This window comes from Vagococcus fluvialis (assembly GCF_003337315.1).
GTDB classification, from domain to species: Bacteria; Bacillota; Bacilli; order Lactobacillales; family Vagococcaceae; genus Vagococcus; species Vagococcus fluvialis.
This window is the reverse complement of the sequence record NZ_QPJV01000006.1, coordinates 121,358-141,606: the sequence shown is the minus strand read 5'-3', so window position 1 is coordinate 141,606 and position 20,249 is coordinate 121,358. Positions and strand designations below refer to the sequence as shown.

Below are 20,249 nucleotides of genomic sequence, written 5' to 3'. Positions count from 1 at the left end.
AAGCTACCTTAAATAATCGGTTGATAAAAATAACTCAAAATTGACTCATAAACTAAACTTTCAATGTCACTATACTTTGGCTTAATTGGTCGACAGAGTAACACATTAAAAGGAATTGGATCTTTAAATGGAATCTCTGAGAATAAAGATTTATCCATAGTTCGCTCAATTGGAGATGGTAAAATAGTAACAATTTTAGATTCCTGAGTAGCTTCTACTAAATAATCCCAAGATGATGATTGGAACTTAATTTTAGCTGTTGTATCTACTTCTTTTAATTTGTTTTTCACTAACTCATTTGTTGTATAACTTTCATTAAATGTAGCTAGTGGGTACGGCTCTATATCATGCCAATCTAGTATCTTATATTTACTCAGAGGGTGATCGTGGTAAACAAAAGCAGTCATCTCATCAATTTGAATCACATGTTCTTCAAAGCTTTTTGTATCTAAACTAGTAGGTTCAATTAAAATTGCCATATCTAAGTCATTTTGAAATAACATTTTTCTTAAATAGTTACTTCCGCCTTCTACGATTTCAATTTGAATATTAGGGTTATCCATCATAAATTTAGGGAAAAATGATGAAAAGAAAATTCTTAGAATTAGTGAAGGTAAGCCGATACGAATAGTTCCTTTTTGTTTGGCTGCTTCTTTCCTAACCATCTCGTTCATTTGTTCGTGGAGTTTTGTAATTTCTTGGGCATAAGTATACAACTTTTCTCCACTTGATGTTAACGAATCAAGTCTTCCATTTTTACGATAAAATAGTGTTAACTCCTCATTAGTTTCAAAATTAATAATCAATTGACTCAAGGCTGATTGAGTAATATGTATTTTTTTTGCTGCTAATGATAAGTTACAACCACACTCTACAATATTCATAAAATAATACAACTGCTGAATATCCATCGTTACACTCATTTCTTTTTTTATTTTTAATAATCATATCATAAGATACTGATTTAGAGCCAAACAAATGCAAAATAGGAGCTTGTTTCCATAGAAACAAGCCCTATCTTAGGTTTAATTAATTTTAAACAAAAGCACCTACACCAGTTAAGTAACGACCAACAATAAGTGCGTTGATTTCATGAGTTCCTTCATAAGAGTAAATAGCTTCTCCATCAGCAAAGAAACGACCAACATCAGTACCTAAAGTAATTCCGTTACCTCCACAAACTTCACGTCCTAATGCAACTGTTTCACGCATTTTCATAGCGTTATGCATTTTAGCTAAAGCAGAGTTTTCTTCTTGGAAACTTTCACCTTCTTGAAGATTTGCTAATTGTACTGAGTAAGATAATGTTGCGACAACGTTTGCTTCCATACGAGCTAATTTTTCTTGAACTAATTGGAATGAAGATAATTTTTTACCAAATTGATCACGTTGTTTAACATATGCTACAGCAGCTTCTAATGAACCATAAGTCATTCCCATTGCTAAATGAGCGATGTCAGCTCTTGTAGAACGTAAAATTCTTGCTACATCTTTAAATCCATTAACGTTTGCTAAGCGGTCTTCATCAGCTACTTCAACGTTTGTTAATGTGATATGACCGTTATGGATGGCACGTAATGACATTTTTTCTTGAATAACGTCTACATGAAGCCCTTCTGATCCACCTTTAACGATGAAACATTTGATTTTACCATCTTCTGTATCACGAGCAAAAATTGGTAACACATCAGCAGTATCAGCTCCACCAATCCAACGTTTTTCCCCGTTTAGAATCCATTTGTCGCCTTTTTTCTCAGCAGTTGTAGCTAGTCCACCAGCAATATCTGATCCATGATCTGGTTCAGTTAAACCAAAGCAACCTTGCCATTCAAATGAAGCAATCTTTGGTGCATACTTAGCAATTTGCTCTTCACTACCACCTAATAAAATTGTGTTGTAACATAAACCACCATGAACTGTGTAGAATGTTGCAATTGATGCATCTAATTTAGCTAACTCTAAGTATAGGAAAGCATTGTATAATTCACTTGGCTTTGTTGCGCCTTCGCGCCCTTCAAATAATAATGGACTATTCATAATACCAACTTTAGCAACTTCTCCAAATGCTTCAAAAGGAAATTCACCTTTTACCCAGTGTTCATTAACAACAGGTTTCACTTTAGTTTCTAAAACTTCACGTAAGTTTTTTAAGACAGTTAATTCACCCTCTGTTAATCCATTTGAATATGCGAATAGGTCTAAAGGATAAAAATCTTTTAATTCTTGAGTTCTTTCCATTTTAAAATCTCTCCTCAACGTTTTTATTTACAAACAAATCATAAGCCACTTTTTTTCCTAACTCAACTTAACAAAAATTATCCAATCTATTAGTTTTTTTAATAGGATAAGAAAACCCTTACAGAATAAGGTTTTTTAAAGGATAAAAATAAAAAAGTATCCAAAAAATTTTTGAATACTTTTTATATCTTTTTAAATTTCTACAACAAATGCTTGCCAAGGCAGTAATTCTGTCTCTTTTAAATCATTTGGTGTAGGCATATTTTCAATCAATATATCTTTAATTGTTGCATCACTTGAATATTTTTGTTTTTCATCTGATAAGTTCGCAACTACTAACCATTTTTTACCTTCATACTCTCTAATATAAGAGAATATATTAGCTACTGTTTCTTGTAATTCATATTCTCCCCAAATAACTAGTGGGTTGTCTTTTCTTAATTGAATCAATTTTTGATACGTATAAAAAATTGAATTTTTATCTTCTAAGGCTATTTCCACATTAATTTCTGTATAGTTCGGGTTAACATGTAGCCAAGGTTTACCTGTTGTAAATCCTGCATTAAGACTTGTGTCCCACTGCATCGGAGTTCTCGCATTATCTCGTCCCTTTGTATTGATAGACTTAATAATCTCTTCTTTAGAGTAACCTTGAGATAGACGATCATGATACATATTAACACTTTCAATATCCTCTACTTCGTCAATAGTTGAAATAGGATAATTAGTCATTCCTATTTCTTCACCTTGATAGATATATGGTGTCCCTTTCATCATATGAAGTAGTATAGCAAATGCTTTAGCACTTTCTACACGGTACTCTTTATCATTTCCCCAACGCGACACAATACGTGGCAAGTCATGGTTATTCCAGAATAAACTATTCCAGCCTTCATTACCTAATGAGGTTTGCCATTTTGAAAGAACTTGCTTTAACTCTTCCATTTCTAGCTTTTTTAAATCCCATTTTTGTTTTCCTGCTTGTTCATCTAAACCAACATGTTCAAATTGAAAGACCATAGATAACTCTTCTCTTTCTGGATTTGAATATAATTTAGCAATTTCAGGCGTCGCTCCCCATGTCTCACCAACTGTCATAACATCATAATTACCGAAAGTTGCTTGATTCATTTCTTTTAAATAATCATGTAGCTTAGGTCCATTGCCTGTAATTTTTTGATCTGGAATTTTACCAACTAAATCAATCACATCCATACGGAAACCACCAACACCTTTTTCAAGCCAAAAATTCATCATCTCATTAACTTTTTGACGGACAGTTTCATTTTCCCAGTTTAAATCTGGTTGTTTTTTACTAAATAAATGTAAATAATATTGTCCACTTGCTTCATCAAATTCCCAAGCACTTCCACTAAATGTTGATTCTAAATCATTTGGAGCTTCGCCGTTAACTGGATCACGCCAAATGTAAAAATCTCGATATGGATTATCTTTTCCTTTTTTAGCTTCAATAAACCAGGCATGTTCATCTGATGTATGGTTAACCACTAAATCCATAATAATACGAATATCTCGTTTTTTAGCTTCTGCTATTAACTCATCCATATCAGCCATAGTACCAAACTCATCCATAATATCTTCATAATCACTAATATCGTAACCATTATCATCATTTGGCGATTTGTAGACTGGACTTAACCAAATTGCATTAATACCCAATGTATTTAAATAATCTAAACGATTAATAATTCCTCTTAAGTCACCAACTCCAGTTCCTGTTGTGTCTTGGAAACTACGTGGATAAATTTGATATAGAACTGCTGATTGCCACCATTTATTTTGTTTAATTGTCATTGAAATTCCTCCGTCTTCTATTTAACTGCTCCGTCAGTTACTCCTGCAATAATCCATTTTTGGAAAAAGATATAAATAAGTAAAACAGGTAATATAACCAGTAAATACGAAGCAAATGCTAAATTGTACTGTGTTGAAAATTGTCCTTGAAAAATATATTGTGATAACTGCAACGTTTGTTGCTCTGGTTTACTTAAAAAAATTAAAGGCATTAAGAAATCATTCCAAGTCCACATGAAGCTCAAAATTGCAACAGTTGCATGAACAGGTTTTAACATTGGAAAAATAATATAATAAAACACTTGTAAAGGACTAGCTCCATCAATTTCAGCTGCTTCATCCATTGCCTCTGGAATCTTTTTAATAAAACCAGTATATAAAAATGTATTCATCGGTAAACCAAAAATAATATAAAGAAAAGTAATTCCCGCTAAATTATCTAAATTAAATATTGATGCCTGTTTAACAAGTGGTAACATAATCACATTGAAAGGTATAAACATAGCACTTATAAAGTAATAATATAGGGCATTAAAAAGTTTAGATGATCCTCTTTTTCTAGTAATAGCGTAAGCCGCTAAACTATTTGTAAAGATTGTAAATACCAAGTTTATACTAGTTATAATAAGAGTATTTTTAAATTTTTCTGGATAGTTAGTTAATTCCCACGCTTCTTTGAAATTACTCCAATGAAAAGTTTGAGGCCATGATAATATACTATCCATTTGACTTGGGTCTTTTACCGCAATCATTAATGTCATATAAAGTGGTCCAAAAATAGTAAATATCGCTAATCCCATCAATAGAATAGTTAGTGGCCAATTAACTGAGCCGTTTGAACGTTTAAATATATTTTTTTTACCTAACATTATACATTAGCCTCCCTTTTCTCTAATATCCTTAATTGTAGAATTGAAATAGTCACCACAACTAAAAAGAGAATAACTGAGTTAGCTGATTGATATGCAAATTGGCCACCTGTAAATCCTTTTTTATAGATAAGCAGGGAAATAGAAGTTGTTGAAGTCCCTGGACCTCCACCTGTCATAGCAACAATTTGGTCAAAGGCCATCAAGAACCCTTTAGCCGATAATACCATGTTAATTGTAAAGAAAGGGGCTAATAAAGGAAAAGTCACTTTTCTAAAAAGAGTAAATCCTCTTGCTCCATCTATATCAGCGGCTTCATAAATATCTTGATCTACTGTTTGTAACCCTGATAAATAAATTAAAGTCGTAAATGCTAATGACTGCCAAACAGTCACAATAACAATACCTACCCAAGCATATTCAGTTCCTAATATATTAACACTTAACGCTTCAATACCTGCTCCTATTCCAAATTCTGGTACTAAATGAGCAAAGATAAAATTGAAAATAAAACCAATTATCAATGTTCCAAGCATGTAAGGTAAAAAATAAACTGCTTTTAAAAATTTTTGAAATTTAATTTTAGCATTTAAACCAATCGCTAAAAATAAGCCAATTACATTCACTAATAGGGTCGATATAATAGCGAACTTAAACGTAAAGAGATAACTATTTAAAATATCTTCATCTTGAAACATATGTAAATAATTTCGTAACCCAACAAAATTCCATTCCCCGTATCCACGCCAATCTGTAAAGCTATAAAAAATCCCTTGTAAGAACGGTATTGTATGAAAGATAAAAAATAAAATAGCTACTGGGATAACCATTGCATAAAATGCTGGATGAATTTTTCTCACTTTTTTCATATTAACTCCCCTTAATCCATATTTGAAGCATCATAAGCTTTATCCATTTTTTTTAGAATTCGATTTATATTTTTATTAGTATCTACATTTTCTTTGTTTTGCTCTAAAGCAAATTCTGATAATAATGCTGCTAAATCATAACCATTTGGTAAAAAATGATCAATAAAATCATTTACTTGGCCAGATTCAATCATTGGGCTTACATTAACTAAAGATGGATTATCTTGTTTAACTCCTTTTTGAGCTGAGAAAGCAAATTGATCTTCTACGTAACGCTCTGATTGTTCTTTCTGAAGTAAAAATTCAATAAAATCTTTAGATTCTTTCTGATTTTTAGTGTCTTTCCCTATCATAAACATAACATCAACACCACTTGTAACTTTATTTGAAGTGACATCATTACTTGCAGGTAAGGCAAATAGACTTACTTTTATATCAGGATTAGCTTTTTGCACTTCTGGTATCGCCCATGTACCATTTATTAGCATAGCTGATTTTCCTTTAGCAAAATTCTGTACACCATCTGCATAGCCTGTCCCCATTGCATCTTTCTGAGTAAATGTCATCACTTCAGATAATTGCTCTAGCGGTTTTATCCAACCTTCTTCAAATTTTTGCTTCCCACTTTTTCGATCTACCATTAAATTATCTTTTGCCAAAATTCCTGCTAAAGGATTAAATACAGCTGTTAAAGTCCAAGCATCTTTATATGTAGCTTCTATAGGTGTTATATTATTTTCTTCTAAAATTTGGCAGATAGTTACAAATTCATCCCATGTTTTTGGAATTCCCAAATTTAGTTTTTTAAAGATTTCTTCATTATAAATAACACCTGAGGCATTCGTTGCGTAAGGAACACCAAATAATTTATTTTTATCTTTCTGTAAATCAACTGTCATATCTTTATATGCTGGAACAATATTTTCAATAAAAGTTTCATTTGATAAATCTTCTAACATTCCAACATCAGCAAGTTCTGTATAAGTAATATCTCCACCAAAGGAAATTATATTTGGGATATCATTTTTTACTAATCTAGTTCTAAGTACAGTTCCTGCATCTGGCGGAGAACTAAAGACAACTTTTACATTTGGATTTAGTTCCTCATATTCTTTAATAAACGTTTTCATAATTTGTTGGTTTTCAGATTTATTATTGAAAACTTCAATAGTTGTTTGAGTATTATCTTTTTCAGTACCACAACCACTTAAGCTCAACAAACTAAGTGTTAAAATCAAGCACCCCACACTTTTTAACTTTACCATTAGTTATTCCCCTTTCAGGTGTTACGTAACACCTATAATCAAAAAAATAAAAGCTATCCACCTAAGTGTTCCGTCACACCTTGGATAAAATATAGCATTTATTCTTTTTGTAGTCAATAAAAATAAAAACGGTTCCAATAACTATTCAATAAATTTAACAGACTCTCCTTCAATCAATTTAGTCGGAATTATTAATTTTTTTTCTAACTGATTTTTAGATTTAATTCCTTCAATTATTAACTCAACAATCATAGTTGCTTTTTTTGAAATGTCTTGGGACATAGTAGTTAGACGTGGAATAGCATATTGGGATAAAAGTGTTCCATCAAAACTAACAACAGAAATATCCCTTGGAACTTGAATATTACTTTTATAAAGCTCAGAAATAATTTGAACAGCTAATAGATCGGATGCACAAAAAATAGCAGTATAGTTTTTTATTTTATCCTCTAGTACCTCATGAACAAATGGTTGATAATTTTTATAAGTTGTTGGCATACCCATCAATAATGGGGATAACTCCCATTTTTTCATAGCAGCTTTAACACCTTTTGCTCTTTCAAAATCAGCTCCTACCCATTTTTCACTATCCTCACCCTTAGCAAGAAAGATTATTTTTCTATGGTTTTTATTTAGTAAATAGGTTGTTAATTCGTAAGCTCCTTTGGCATCCTCAATTCCTACATTTAATTTTGGCTGCTGATTTTTCGAACCATACGTATCAACAAACACAATCGGAACAGTTACTTTTTTTTCCCATTTTGAAATTTCCATACTTGAAGCTCCTGAAACGATTAGACCTTCTAAATGCCACATCTCAGCTAATTTGGCTCCTTCTTCAAAATCAGATACTCGGTGAAACATCATAAAATATCCCATTTGTTTAATTTGAGATTCAACTGCTTGAATTAATTCTCCGTAGTAAGGATTGTCATAAAAACTTTCTTTTTCAGCTTCAGTGTCCTGGATAATCATGCCAATTATTTTAGAGCCATGTTTTGCTAAGAGTCTACCTCCCATATTAGCTGTGTAGTCTAATTCTTTTAAGGCCTTTTTTACTTTCTCTTTCGTTTCTTGAGAGACTTTACTATCTCTTCCGTGAATTACATTTGAAACTGTTGTTGGACTCACACCAGTATATTTAGCAATGTCTTTGATTGTTGCCACAGCTATCATCTCTCCTTTAATTTATTTATTATATTATCTGTGATTTACTCTCTTTTATATTATAATAGAGGATGACTAATAATAGGAGGCTAAATGATGAATTTAACCAAAAAAGCCCTCTCTCAAGCATTGAAAGAGTTAATGGCTTCAATTCCTTTTGAAAAAATAACTATTAATGATGTAACTCAAACAGCTGGTGTTTCAAGAAATACTTTTTATTATCATTTTTCAGATATTAATGAGCTACTTGAATGGACTTTTGATAACGAAATTGTTAAAGGTTTAGAGTCATATGAAGATTTAGATACTTGGAAAAACGGCTTATTAAGTGTTTTAAACTACACCGAAGAAAATAGAAAATTTTGTTTAAATACTTTCCATTCGATTAACCGAGATCGACTTGAAATCTTTTTATACAATATTACTTACCATATGCTAGTCTCGATAATGGACCAATCATATGATGAAAAAATTCTTTCTAAAAAATTAAAAATGGAGATTGCTGACTTTTATGGACGTGCCATTGTGGCTCAAGTTACTCATTGGTTAACTACTAGATTAGAGGAACCAAAAGATATGTTAATTGAGAGAATTGAGGGTGTGACAAAAGGAACAATTGAATTAATTATTAAAAACCACTGATTCTTTGGACAAAATATTAAAAATGCCCAAATTTTGTGCAAATACTCACATTTGTTTATATGATTTTTTTCTAAACTTCGTATGATAAGGATGTATTATTTAAACACTTTATAGGAGGTATTTTTATGTTTTTCTTTGAAAGCATGCCCTGGTATTCCATCGTCATGTGGTTTGTTGTCGTAGGTGGTTTAATGTTAATGAACGAACTTGCCCGCGCAAATAAATGGGTTGCACTTATTTTATTTACAGTTTTACCAGTATTTTTAACAATCTTCATCTGGCCTACAACAGCAGGTGCTGGAAGTAGTACAGGAACTTGGTTCCACTGGGTGAAAGTTTATTCAGCTCTTGCCGGCTGTTTAGGTTTCTTAGCTTTAAGATTTATTAAAGGAGCTCAAGATAAAAAATGGATGATGGCTTTCCCTGCTTTTATTTTAGCACTTAACATTTTAGAAGCTGTTATTCGTGATTTCCAAGTCTATTCACTACATGGTATGGTTGATGGTGTATTCATGAACGGTGGCGTTTGGAACATTATGAACGGTGTAGCCGGTATTTTAAACATCTTAACTATTTCTGGTTGGATGGGTATTCAAATTAGTAAAGACAAACAAAAAGACATGGTTTGGGCTGACCAAATGTGGTTCTGGATTATTGCTTATGACGTTTGGAACTTTGCTTATGTTTACAACTGTGTGTCTGACCACTCATTCTATGCTGGTCTTGGTTTATTAATGTCATGTACAATCCCTGCATTCTTCATTAAAAAAGGTGCTTGGTTACAACATAGAGCTCAAACACTAGCATTTTGGATGATGTTTACAATGACATTCCCAGCATTTGTTGGTGAATCTAAATTTGCTGTTCAAAGCTCTCACAGTAGTACAGCACTATTCACATTAAGCTTTTTAGCTTTAGCTATTAACGTAGCGGTCTTCATTTATCATATTTACCGTATTAAAACTCAGAAGAAAAACGTTCTTAAAGATGAGGTTTATGCTGGACTTAAATCATTTGAAGAAGTTAAACAAAACAATTGATAAAAAAGAAGATTGTCACAAAAGTGTTCAGCTTATTTCCGCCGAAGCAACTTCTGTGACATCGTTTATTCGTAATTAAAGTAGTGTGACTTGTTCAAGTCACACTACTTTTTTTATTTAATAGTTAACCTTGTAATAATTTCTTCATGTTTTGGATAATCTTTTAGTAGTTCTTCTTTTGTAAAAAGTTTGAAATCCTCAAAATCAAATCCTGGTACAACCACGCAACTTACTAATGAGTAATCTTTTTCTACAGTTGACCCAAAGATAGTACCAGCTGGAACATTAAAATGAAGTCTCTCACCTTTTTGAGTATCTTTACCAACTTTAACTGCCTCATAAGTGCCATCTTCATATATACAGTGAACTGTCAATGGTTCTCCGTCATGGTAATACCAAATTTCATCTGCTGTTAACTGGTGAAAATGAGAAGGACTTTCTTCTGTTAAAACAAAATAAATACTTGTATATAGTTTTCTCGTTTTATTTTGACGAGTAATCGTTTCTTCTGATTCTTCTGTTCTTAAATAGAAACCACCTTCAGGATGAGCTTCTAAATTAAGTTCTTTAATCCATTCTTCTTTTGTCTTCATTTACTTGTTCCTCCCTTAATTGCTTGAAATCATTATACTAAAATTTATTTTTAATAACAACTTTCAGTTTCAGACTTGAATAACTATATATTGTGTATTAATATATATAAGTACAAAATAAAATACTATATATAGTTAAGGAGTTTAAGGAGGATATGAGTGTGATAGTATTAGCTGGAACAATTGGTGCAGGAAAAACAAGTCTTTCAAAAATGATTGCTGAGGAATTAGGTAGTGATGTATTTTATGAAAGTGTTGATAATAATGAAATTTTACCTTTATTTTATGAGGATCCAGAAAAATATGCTTTTCTGTTACAAATATATTTTTTAAATAAACGTTTTAAGAGTATTAAAGAAGCTCTTGCTCATGATAATAATGTTTTAGACCGCTCGATTTACGAGGATTCATTATTATTTCATTTAAATGCAGATCTTGGTCGTGCAACTGCACAAGAAGTAACTGTTTATGAAGAACTTTTAGATAATATGATGGAAGAACTTCCCTTTGCAGCACATAAAAAACAACCTGATTTATTGGTTCATATTAAAGTTTCTTTTGAAACGATGCTAAAACGAATTGAAAAAAGAAATCGACCTTTTGAGCAAATTACTTATGATTCTAGTCTTTATGACTACTATAAAGAATTAAATTCTCGTTATGAAAAATGGTATGAAGATTATAATGAGAGCCCTAAGATGCAAATCGATGGAGATAAATTTGATTTTATCGAAAATCCCGAAGCGGCTAAAGAAGTCGTAGCACAAGTTTTAGTTGAACTAAAAAAGATAAGAGATTAATGAAAGACACCTGTTTATTAGAAATAACATTCTAAACAGGTGTCTTTTTGTACTACTTTTTAATTTTAAGCAAAAAAAAATAAGGCTCTAAGCCTTGATGTTACAACATTTAATCAGACACATGACGGCACGTACTTAGTGCTGCTTCCTTCCAGATCTGACACGCTTCGTGCGCCCGTCATTGTCCTAGCCTTGCGGCAATATTTATTATACTTCAAACGAATTAAAATTGCTAGCCTTTTTTGCGTCTTTCTTTTTTTGACGAATATTTCTAAAAAAGCTAGTTAAAATTTGACCACATTCTTCTTCTAGAATGCCTGTTTCTACATAACAAGTATGATTAAATCTTGTGTCTTCAAGTAAATTAAGTAAGCTCCCGGCTGTTCCACCTTTTGGATCTTTTGCACCATAGTAGACTTCTTCTACTCTAGATAAAATAATACCACCACAACACATTGGACAAGGCTCTAAAGTGACAAAGAGCTGTGCCTTTTCAAGTCGCCAACTTTCAACATGACGATTTGCCTCCCTGATAGCAATCATTTCAGCATGAGTTGTCGCGTCCTGAGAGTATTCTCTCACATTATGTCCTCTACCTATTATACGACCATCTAAGACTACTACAGCACCAATTGGGACTTCTCCCATAATCTCAGCTTTTTTTGCTTCCAGTAAAGCCTCTTTCATAAAATATTCTTTTTCTTCATCTGTTAGTTTGACAGAATCATTTATCATAATCTACCTCTTAATTGTTTAATTATTTGTGCTTATCTTAACATAATTCATTAGTTTCTGTCATACTTATGATAAAATACAGATAGCTTTATTTTAGAGAGGATAGGATGTTTTGTGAACAAGGAACAACTAACTAAGATTTACCCTCAAGGTATTTTTTCAACTCATGCCTCAATTGATGAAGAGATTCTTTCATTACCTATTGAAAATAATTGGTTTCTTTTACCAAAAAATAATTTAGCAATGTCTGAAATTAAATTACTAACATCTCTTTTTCCTGATTTTGAAGAAAGACAATCTATGGAAAAACATCTTTGGTATCAGTATTTATTTCAACATAAACCACTTGTTTCAACTGAGCACTCATACCGAGTTATTCAATTAAAATTAAAAAAAGAGTCAACCAATGCTAAGGATTGGTTAACTCACTTATCTCGATTATTTAATCAAGTGGAAGATTTTTTCTTCATTGATAAAACGACAGCTCTATTAATAGAACAAAAAACAAAAATTATTCCTCAAAAAGATGATCTTGAAGGAATGTTACTGACCTTAGAGAATGATTTTTTAATTCAGTCCAATGCTTATATTGGCAACTTTAATGAATCATCTTATGACTTTACTTCTTTTTTTGCAGAAGAAAAACAAATCTTTTCTGATTACTATGAAGAACAACGTAAAGTCTTTTCTTTTCAAGATGTTGCTCTAGATTATTTGACTAAAGATAAAATCAGTCAAAGTCCGATTATGACGTCATTAAAAGAAGCTTTTGATTTAGATCAAGAAATCAAAGAAATCATCAAAACATTATGGCTCAATCAAGGTAATATTACCTCAACTTCTAAGGAGCTTTATATTCATCGTAACACACTACAATATCGACTAGATAAGTTTTACGAGCGTTACGGCTTATCTTTAAAAGAAATGAAAAATTTAACTCTTTGTTACTTATTAATTGATTAATCTCTTCTATTACCAAAAAGAATAACTAAACGAATTAATTGTAATAATGAGGCGATAGCAGCAGCTACATAAGTTAAGGCTGCTGCTGTTAGCACTTTACGAGCCATAACTAATTCTTCTGAATCAAGAGCTTGATTTTCTTGTAACACAGCTAACGCTCTTCTTGAAGCATTAAATTCAACTGGTAGTGTTACGATTTGGAAAATGAAAGTTAAGGCAAAACACCATATACCTAATGTAACTAACCAAGGTGTACTACTGAAGAATATTGCCCCTATTAAAATTAGTGGGATTGAAATACTTGCTCCAAAATTAACAACAGGTACTAATGCAGATCTTAATTTTAAGGGAGCGTACCCTTCTTTATCTTGAATGGCGTGACCACACTCATGAGCAGCAACTCCAATAGCAGAAACTGATCTTGATTCTGACACTCTTTCAGATAAACTTAAAACTTTTGTTTTCGAATTATAATTATCTGTTAAATCTCCTGAAATCTGCGTTACTCCTACATCATTAATACCTGCATCTCTTAAAATTAAACGCGCCACATCTGAGGCCATTAATCCTTTTTTATTTCTGACTTTTTCATATTTACGGTATGTGCTATTAATGTAACTAGACGCCCAACCAGAGATTAAAACGCCGATAACAACAAGTATATAAGTTTTGTCAAAAAACATATACGGCATAAACATATTCATTCCTCCTAAATTATTCTAACTCTAGTTTAACAAAAATATTCATAAGAAGTATCTTTTTATTTTGAAACTTTTATGAATTTTCGAAAATAGAACCTTATTTTTAAAAAGTTCGATAAAAAAAAGTTGTTGTTTAATTCGGTAGATTTATTAGACTAAATGATGTATCTTAATAAGTAAGGATATTTGAACATTCATGACCTACGTTTTTTAAAACGTAATAATTTTAATAGAATTAATAGATAAAGGAGGTAAGAGGATTGAGAGAACTGCTTGATACCCCTACCCAAAGACGCTTAAAAATTTTAGAGCATTTAAATGAAGTTTCTGACTGGATTAGCTCTAATGAATTAGCCCAAGAAAATAATGCATCCCTAAGAACCATTAATAATGATGTTAGCTATTTAAAAGATAATTGGTATCCCCATCTACTAATTGAGACTTCTAAAAAAAATGGCGTTAGACTTAGAACCCAACCAAGTAGCCATGTGGAAATTGTTTATCGCTATGTTCTAAAGAATTCTGAAGCCTTTAGATTACTTGAGTCTATGTTTTTTGATACTTCATTAAGTATTGAGAAGTGGGGAGAAAAACTTTTTATAAGTGAATCTTCCCTATATAGAATTACAAGTGCCATGTCAGAATCCTTAGCTAAATACGGACTCATACTTGAAAAAAAACCTTGTCGAGTCGTAGGCACTAACGAATTTTTTGTTAGATGTTTCTATACTAGTTTCTTTAGAGAAGCTTATAACGCAACAGAATGGCCTTTTCCAGTTAATAAAAAAGATTCTGTTATGTTCATTCGAAAACTAGCAGAAAACTTTGATTTTGAATTAGATGATAATCAACTGATTCATATGAACTATATCTTTAATGTTAGCATGATTAGACAGAGTCAAGGCTTCCATATGAGCCATACAATTAAAGATGAGCTTTTACAACCAATCTATAATAAACTTACTCAAAACAAAAAAGACTTAGAAAAAATTGCATTTCAGTACAAAATGACTGTTGATGACAACATGTTAAATGATTTAATTTTCACTATTTTTGCTCATCAAAGTAATTGGCAAGATGCTGAGGAGCAGCTACTTGTTACTAAAGAAATTAATCAATTTATTAAAAATTTACGGGATTTTTTTGACATTACGTTAAGTAACGATATTTCTAATAAAATCGAAGGAACAATGAAACAACTTTATTTGTACCATCGAATCTATCCTTTTAGAAATCATATTATTTATGATAGTTACTTCTATAATGGTAATGCCATTAAAAAAGATTATCCAATTCTTAATACAGTAGTGGAACATTCTTTAACTCAAATGCAAAAAGCAACAGCCTTTCCTTGGGAGGATACATATCATAACGTTATTCTTTATTGGTTAATGATTAAATGGAGTGATCTCCCAGCAATATTACAAGAAAAAAAAGAAAAGGCTAAGCTATTTGTTTTAAGCGATATTGGTAAAGAACATTCTGAGTTTTTAGCTAAAATGATTCATAATAATTTTGGTAGTAAAGCAACTATTGATTATTTCAAAGGTTCTATTGTTTTATTAGATGAAGAAAAGCCTGATAATTTGAATGACTATGATATTCTAGTAACAAACTTTAACTCAGAGTTATTACCAACTGAAAAACTAGTTGTAATTGATGATATTCCTTCTAGTGGCGATTGGGGTATTTTAAGAAAAGCAATTAACAATATTAATCGTATTGATCCAAAGTCTCTAGATTCTCTAAAAATATGAACATGAAAAGGAACACACTATGATACTTCAAACAATCAATGCTGTTGTTATTAATTTATCTATTATTGTTGCTGTTACTTTAGGTTTATATTTTTATTCTTTAAAACATTCACTATCAAAAAATGATACTGACTCAAACCATCTAATTGTTACTAATAACATCAAATTAAGTAAATCAGCAGAATTTGGAGCAGGAATTTTTATTGGTATTATGTCATTTATTATTTCAAAACATGGTATACCAATTTATAATTTTAGGCCAGTTGATGTTAGATATCTACCAGTCTTCTTTTCAGTTTTCTATGGTTCTCCTTTAACTGGTGTCTTCTCTGCTTCGTCTCTAATAATTCTGAAATGTATAGAATATCAACTACGAGGAGCTTCAATTACTGAATATATGAACAATATATTCATAACTCTTTTAATTCTTACAGTCAGTATTATAATTTATAAAAAGAAGTTTCCTGCAAGAAATTCAGTTATCATCTGTTTAATTTCAACAATTATTATTCGAAGTATATTCTTTATTATTGCTTTTCATTCAATTTTTGATTGGTTACTAATCATTCAAATTTTAATAAATTTTGCTATTTTCTCTGTTTTCTTTTTATTTACTGGATGGTTAATTCATCGGGTCATTAAAATTTCTCAAGAAATTCGGATCTATCAGACAGCCTCTATTTTTGATAATTTAACTGGTCTTTATAATAAAGAATCTTTTTATTTTTTTCTTGACTTAGCTTATAATGAAGCTATTTATGAAGGCAATCATTTTTCACTTGCTATCATTGATATTGATGACTTCAAAAGTATAAATGATACATTTGGTCATCTAGTTGGAGATAAAGTTTTAGAAAAAACAGCAAACGCTCTAAAGGAAACACTAACTCCCGAATCACGAACTAGGATTTGTCGATTTGGTGGAGATGAATTTGCAGTTGTTTTCAAACATGATGATTATAATACTTCTCTTTTGTTTCAAACTTTTTACTCAACATTACGTCAAGAAAAAGTTCCAGAAGATTTATTACCTTATCTGAGTCTCTCAATCGGACTTATTGACTTCAAACCAATTTTTGATGATAATTTAAAAAATAATGCTATAACTGTTAAAGAGTTATTTAAAATCACTGATGAAGCCCTTTATGAAGCCAAAAGAAATGGAAAGAATCAAATTATACAAAAATCTTATGCTATTCCAATGGTAAAAAACATCGCTAACTAGATTTAATCCTAGTCAACGATGTTTTTTATTTTCCTGATAACTCTTTATATGTTTGAGCTTTTTCAATGATTTCATCAGCTGATTTTTCAAGCAAACTACTTGCTTCTTCTTCCTCTAACACATTTTCTAATGCAGAAAAACGAGTTTGATTTTTAAAGAACTCTGGCAATTTATCAAAATCAGATTTTTTATAATCCATTCGAAGTGGTTCTTTTCGTTTTTCAGTTAATCTTGGGTCAAAGCGATAAAGCGGCCAATAACCAGATTCCACAGCTTCTTTTGTCACTTGGACAGCTTGGCTCATACCACCTTTAATCCCGTGATTAATACAAGGGACGTAACCAATAATTAATGAGGGACCAGGGAATTTTTCAGCTTCATCTAAAGCCTTGATTGTTTGCATTGGGTTAGCATTTAACGCTACTTGTGCAACGTAAACATTGCCATATGTCATAGCAATCAAACCTAAATCTTTTTTAGCTGTTCTTTTACCATTAGATGAAAATTTAGCAATAGCTGCAGTTGGTGTTGCTTTTGATGTTTGTCCACCTGTATTAGAGTATACTTCGTTATCCATAACAAAAATATTAACATCTTCTCCGCTTGATAACACATGGTCAATTCCACCAAATCCGATATCATAAGCCCAACCATCACCACCAATGATCCATTGACTTGGTTTAACAAATAAATCTTTTTCTCTTAAAATACTTTCAAGTAAAGAATTCGTAGTTGCTTCTTCTTTTAGTAACGCTTCAAGTTTTGTTGAACGTTGTCTTGAGCCTTCTCCTACTTCTTTAGTTTCAAGCCAATCTTTCATTAATTCTTGTAAGTCTGAACTACCGATTTTATCTGTAATAGCTTTTTCAATTAAATGAGCTAGGTGTTCTCTTTTCGTTTGATTTGCTAAATACATACCAAATCCAAATTCAGCATTATCTTCAAATAAAGAGTTACTCCAAGCTGGCCCTTGTCCTTCCTCATTTGTTGTATAAGGAGTTGACGGAGCAGAACCACCCCAAATTGAGGCACAACCTGTTGCATTGGCAATTAACATTCGGTCTCCGTAAAGTTGAGTTAGCAGCTTAATATAAGGAGTTTCGCCGCAACCTGAACAAGCACCTGAGAATTCAAGTAATGGTTTCTCAAATTGTGAACCTTTTATACTTTCTTTTTTCTTAATTGGATTGACTTTTTGTTTTAGTGTCATAGCAAATGCCCAATTTAGAGCTTCCTCTTTTTGCTCTTCATAAGGTTTCATAATCAAAGCTTTTTCTTTAGCAGGACAAACATCTACACAAAGACCACATCCAGTACAGTCCTCTAATGATACTTGAATACGGTACATCAAACCATCTGCACCTTTCATTTCTCTTACTAAATAACCTTCTGGTGCATTTTCCAATTCTTCTGAATCTGCTAAAAACGGTCTAATAGCTGCGTGTGGACAAACAAAAGCACACTCATTACACATTGTACAGGCATCCATTTGCCACTCAGGAACTTCAAGAGCAATACCACGTTTTTCATAAGCTGTTGTTCCAAGTGGGACTGAACCATCTGTCATTTGATTATCAACAAGATTTTTAACAGTTAAACTGTCTCCTTCTTGACGATTAATTGGTTCTAAAATTTCTCTAACATATTGTGGTTTTGATAAATCAACTTTTTTATCTTTTAATTCAAGTTCTGCCCACTCTGCTGGAACCTCTACTTCTATTAAATGATCAAATGTTTGATCAATTGCTAGATGATTTCTTTTAACAATTTCTTGAGATTTTTTCCCGTATGCTGCTGAAACTTCTTCTTTTAAATAAGTTACAAATTCTTCACGTTTTAAAAGAGTTGTCAACTCAAAAAAGGCAGTAGACATAACTGTATTAATTCGACGACCTAATCCTACTTCTTGAGCAATTTCCATAGCATTAATAATATAAAATTTTACTTGTTTACGAGCTAATTCTTTTTTCAAATGTTTAGGAAGTAATTTTAAAACACGATCCTTATTCCAAGTTGTATTTAATAAAAAGATTCCCTTTGGTTTAATGCCTTTTAATAAATCATACTGATGAATATAAGACGCATTATGACAACCGATAAAATCAGCTTGTTCAATTAAATATGTTGAATCAATGGGTTCCTTACCAAATCTTAAATGAGAGTTAGTTAAACCACCTGATTTTTTAGAATCATAAGAAAAATAAGCTTGGGCATACATGTCTGTATGATTCCCAATAATTTTAATAGCTTGTTTATTAGCACCTACTGTTCCATCAGAACCAAAACCCCAAAATTTTGCTTGGTATGTTGAACTTGGTGTTAAGTCAAGAACTTCAGTCACAGGTAATGATAAATGAGTTACATCATCAATAATTCCGACTGTAAAACGTTCTTTAAGATCTTCCTCATCAAGTAATAGATGATCAAAAATAGCTTTAATTTGATTTGGTGGCACATCTTTTGAACCTAATCCGTATCTTCCACCAATGATAATAGGTCGGTTTTTATGACGATACAAGGCACTTTGAACATCTAATAATAATGGTTCTCCATTTGCCCCTGGTTCTTTAGTTCTGTCTAATACAGCCACTTTTTCAACTGTTTCAGGTAATTTTTCCAACAAATTTTTTACTGGGAAAGGACGATACAAGTGAATATTAATATGCCCTACTTTACGACCATTTTGATTTAAGTAATCAACAGTTTGTCTTATTGTTGGAGAAACTGACCCCATAGAAATAATAACTTCTGTTGCCTCTTTATCACCATAATAATTAGTTAAATCATAATCTGTGCCTCTTATTTCATTAATCTCTTTCATATAAGACTGAACAATTTCTGGAACAAGTTCATAATGACTATTAATTGTTTCTCGCTGTTGGAAATGAATATCTGGATTTTGAGCCGTTCCAGATACTGTCGGATGATTTGGATTCATACTTCTATTTCTAAAAGCCTCTAATTCTTTTAAAGGCACTAATTCTTTTAGTGTTTCATAAGGAATTAATTCAATTTTTTGTAACTCATGGCTTGTTCTAAAACCATCAAAGAAATTCATAAATGGTAAACTTGCTTTTAATGACGCTAAATGAGCAACAGCGGATAAATCCATAACCTCTTGTACTGAACTTTCAGCTAACATACAAAAACCAGTTTGTCTGGCTGCCATAACGTCCCCGTGATCTCCAAAAATACTTAAAGCATTCGTAGTTACAGCACGTGAAGCCACATGGAAAACAGTGGGCAATAACTCGCCAGCTATTTTATACATATTTGGAATCATTAATAATAGACCTTGAGAGGCAGTATAAGTTGTTGTTAAAGCACCAGATTTTAAAGAGCCGTGTACTGCTCCTGCAGCTCCTGCTTCTGATTGCATGTTAATTACTTTAAGTGGCTCACCAAACATATTTTTTCTTGATTTACTTGACCATTCTTCAACTACTTCTGCCATAGTTGAACTGGGTGTAATTGGAAAAACAGCTGATACTTCACTAAAAGCATATGATATATAAGCTGCTGCTGTATTTCCATCCATTGTCACATATTGCTTACTCATTTATTTTCCCT

General features: G+C 31.7%; 17 protein-coding genes and 1 other RNA gene. 6 read left to right on the top strand and 12 right to left on the bottom strand.

Annotated elements, in window-relative coordinates; genetic code table 11:
- Positions 1–8: 8 nt before the first annotated feature.
- The 7 genes from DFR54_RS07840 to DFR54_RS07810 all read right to left on the bottom strand — a co-directional run bounded on the left by DFR54_RS07840 (position 9) and on the right by DFR54_RS07810 (position 8,232).
- Positions 9–911, bottom strand: coding sequence for a LysR family transcriptional regulator (locus DFR54_RS07840; protein WP_086342454.1), 903 nt, complete (start codon positions 909–911; stop codon positions 9–11).
- Positions 912–1,035: 124 nt separating this feature from the next.
- On the bottom strand, positions 1,036–2,238 hold the full coding sequence (gene fadE, locus DFR54_RS07835; RefSeq protein ID WP_114289741.1) for an acyl-CoA dehydrogenase FadE: 1,203 nt from the start codon (positions 2,236–2,238) through the stop codon (positions 1,036–1,038).
- Between the two features lie 192 nt (positions 2,239–2,430).
- Positions 2,431–4,053 carry a glycoside hydrolase family 13 protein gene (locus tag DFR54_RS07830; RefSeq protein WP_126809055.1) on the bottom strand — a complete coding sequence of 541 codons (1,623 nt, stop codon included), beginning with the start codon at positions 4,051–4,053 and terminating at the stop codon, positions 2,431–2,433.
- Positions 4,054–4,070: 17 nt separating this feature from the next.
- Positions 4,071–4,922, bottom strand: a complete 852-nt coding sequence (locus tag DFR54_RS07825) for a carbohydrate ABC transporter permease (protein ID WP_086342452.1) — start codon at positions 4,920–4,922, stop codon at positions 4,071–4,073.
- Complete coding sequence (locus DFR54_RS07820; RefSeq protein WP_114289740.1) at positions 4,922–5,791, bottom strand: carbohydrate ABC transporter permease; 870 nt, start codon at positions 5,789–5,791, stop codon at positions 4,922–4,924. Before DFR54_RS07820 ends, DFR54_RS07825 begins: the two co-directional genes overlap by 1 nt.
- Before the next feature lie 11 nt (positions 5,792–5,802).
- Positions 5,803–7,056, bottom strand: coding sequence for an ABC transporter substrate-binding protein (locus DFR54_RS07815; RefSeq protein WP_114289739.1), 1,254 nt, complete (start codon positions 7,054–7,056; stop codon positions 5,803–5,805).
- A gap of 141 nt (positions 7,057–7,197) precedes the next feature.
- Positions 7,198–8,232, bottom strand: a complete 1,035-nt coding sequence (locus DFR54_RS07810) for a LacI family DNA-binding transcriptional regulator (protein WP_206172059.1) — start codon at positions 8,230–8,232, stop codon at positions 7,198–7,200.
- Between the two features lie 87 nt (positions 8,233–8,319).
- Between DFR54_RS07810 and DFR54_RS07805 the strand changes: the two genes are divergently transcribed.
- Together DFR54_RS07805 and DFR54_RS07800 are read left to right on the top strand one after the other, a co-directional pair.
- Positions 8,320–8,865, top strand: coding sequence for a TetR/AcrR family transcriptional regulator C-terminal domain-containing protein (locus DFR54_RS07805; RefSeq protein ID WP_170126940.1), 546 nt, complete (start codon positions 8,320–8,322; stop codon positions 8,863–8,865).
- A 125-nt stretch (positions 8,866–8,990) separates the two neighbouring features.
- Positions 8,991–9,905 (top strand): DUF5692 family protein, encoded by a 915-nt coding sequence (locus DFR54_RS07800; RefSeq protein ID WP_086342447.1) that lies wholly within the window; start codon positions 8,991–8,993, stop codon positions 9,903–9,905.
- 113 nt (positions 9,906–10,018) lie between these two features.
- On the opposite strand, the gene DFR54_RS07795 is transcribed toward DFR54_RS07800, so the two are convergent.
- Complete coding sequence (locus tag DFR54_RS07795) at positions 10,019–10,498, bottom strand: cupin domain-containing protein (protein ID WP_114289737.1); 480 nt, start codon at positions 10,496–10,498, stop codon at positions 10,019–10,021.
- A 155-nt stretch (positions 10,499–10,653) separates the two neighbouring features.
- On the opposite strand from DFR54_RS07795, the gene DFR54_RS07790 reads away from it, so the two are divergent.
- Complete coding sequence (locus tag DFR54_RS07790; protein WP_114289736.1) at positions 10,654–11,298, top strand: deoxynucleoside kinase; 645 nt, start codon at positions 10,654–10,656, stop codon at positions 11,296–11,298.
- Between the two features lie 107 nt (positions 11,299–11,405).
- On the opposite strand, the gene ffs is transcribed toward DFR54_RS07790, so the two are convergent.
- Together ffs and tadA are read right to left on the bottom strand one after the other, a co-directional pair.
- Positions 11,406–11,490: signal recognition particle sRNA small type (gene ffs / locus DFR54_RS07785), an RNA gene on the bottom strand.
- A gap of 15 nt (positions 11,491–11,505) precedes the next feature.
- Positions 11,506–12,033 carry a tRNA adenosine(34) deaminase TadA gene (gene tadA, locus DFR54_RS07780; protein WP_114289735.1) on the bottom strand — a complete coding sequence of 176 codons (528 nt, stop codon included), beginning with the start codon at positions 12,031–12,033 and terminating at the stop codon, positions 11,506–11,508.
- Between the two features lie 114 nt (positions 12,034–12,147).
- Between tadA and DFR54_RS07775 the strand changes: the two genes are divergently transcribed.
- Complete coding sequence (locus DFR54_RS07775) at positions 12,148–12,996, top strand: helix-turn-helix domain-containing protein (RefSeq protein ID WP_114289734.1); 849 nt, start codon at positions 12,148–12,150, stop codon at positions 12,994–12,996.
- On the opposite strand, the gene DFR54_RS07770 is transcribed toward DFR54_RS07775, so the two are convergent.
- Positions 12,993–13,688, bottom strand: a complete 696-nt coding sequence (locus DFR54_RS07770) for a zinc metallopeptidase (RefSeq protein ID WP_114289767.1) — start codon at positions 13,686–13,688, stop codon at positions 12,993–12,995. The genes DFR54_RS07775 and DFR54_RS07770 overlap by 4 nt on opposite strands.
- A 269-nt stretch (positions 13,689–13,957) precedes the next feature.
- On the opposite strand from DFR54_RS07770, the gene DFR54_RS07765 reads away from it, so the two are divergent.
- Together DFR54_RS07765 and DFR54_RS07760 are read left to right on the top strand one after the other, a co-directional pair.
- The gene (locus DFR54_RS07765) at positions 13,958–15,454 is read left to right on the top strand and encodes an AcpB/EbpR/MafR family transcriptional regulator (RefSeq protein WP_114289733.1); all 1,497 of its coding nucleotides are present in this window, start codon (positions 13,958–13,960) and stop codon (positions 15,452–15,454) included.
- Between the two features lie 19 nt (positions 15,455–15,473).
- The gene (locus DFR54_RS07760; RefSeq protein ID WP_114289732.1) at positions 15,474–16,679 is read left to right on the top strand and encodes a GGDEF domain-containing protein; all 1,206 of its coding nucleotides are present in this window, start codon (positions 15,474–15,476) and stop codon (positions 16,677–16,679) included.
- Between the two features lie 25 nt (positions 16,680–16,704).
- Here DFR54_RS07760 and nifJ read toward each other — a convergent pair whose 3' ends face one another.
- Entirely contained in the window at positions 16,705–20,238 is a 3,534-nt protein-coding gene (gene nifJ / locus DFR54_RS07755; RefSeq protein WP_227289194.1) for a pyruvate:ferredoxin (flavodoxin) oxidoreductase, read from the bottom strand.
- Positions 20,239–20,249 lie beyond the last annotated feature (11 nt).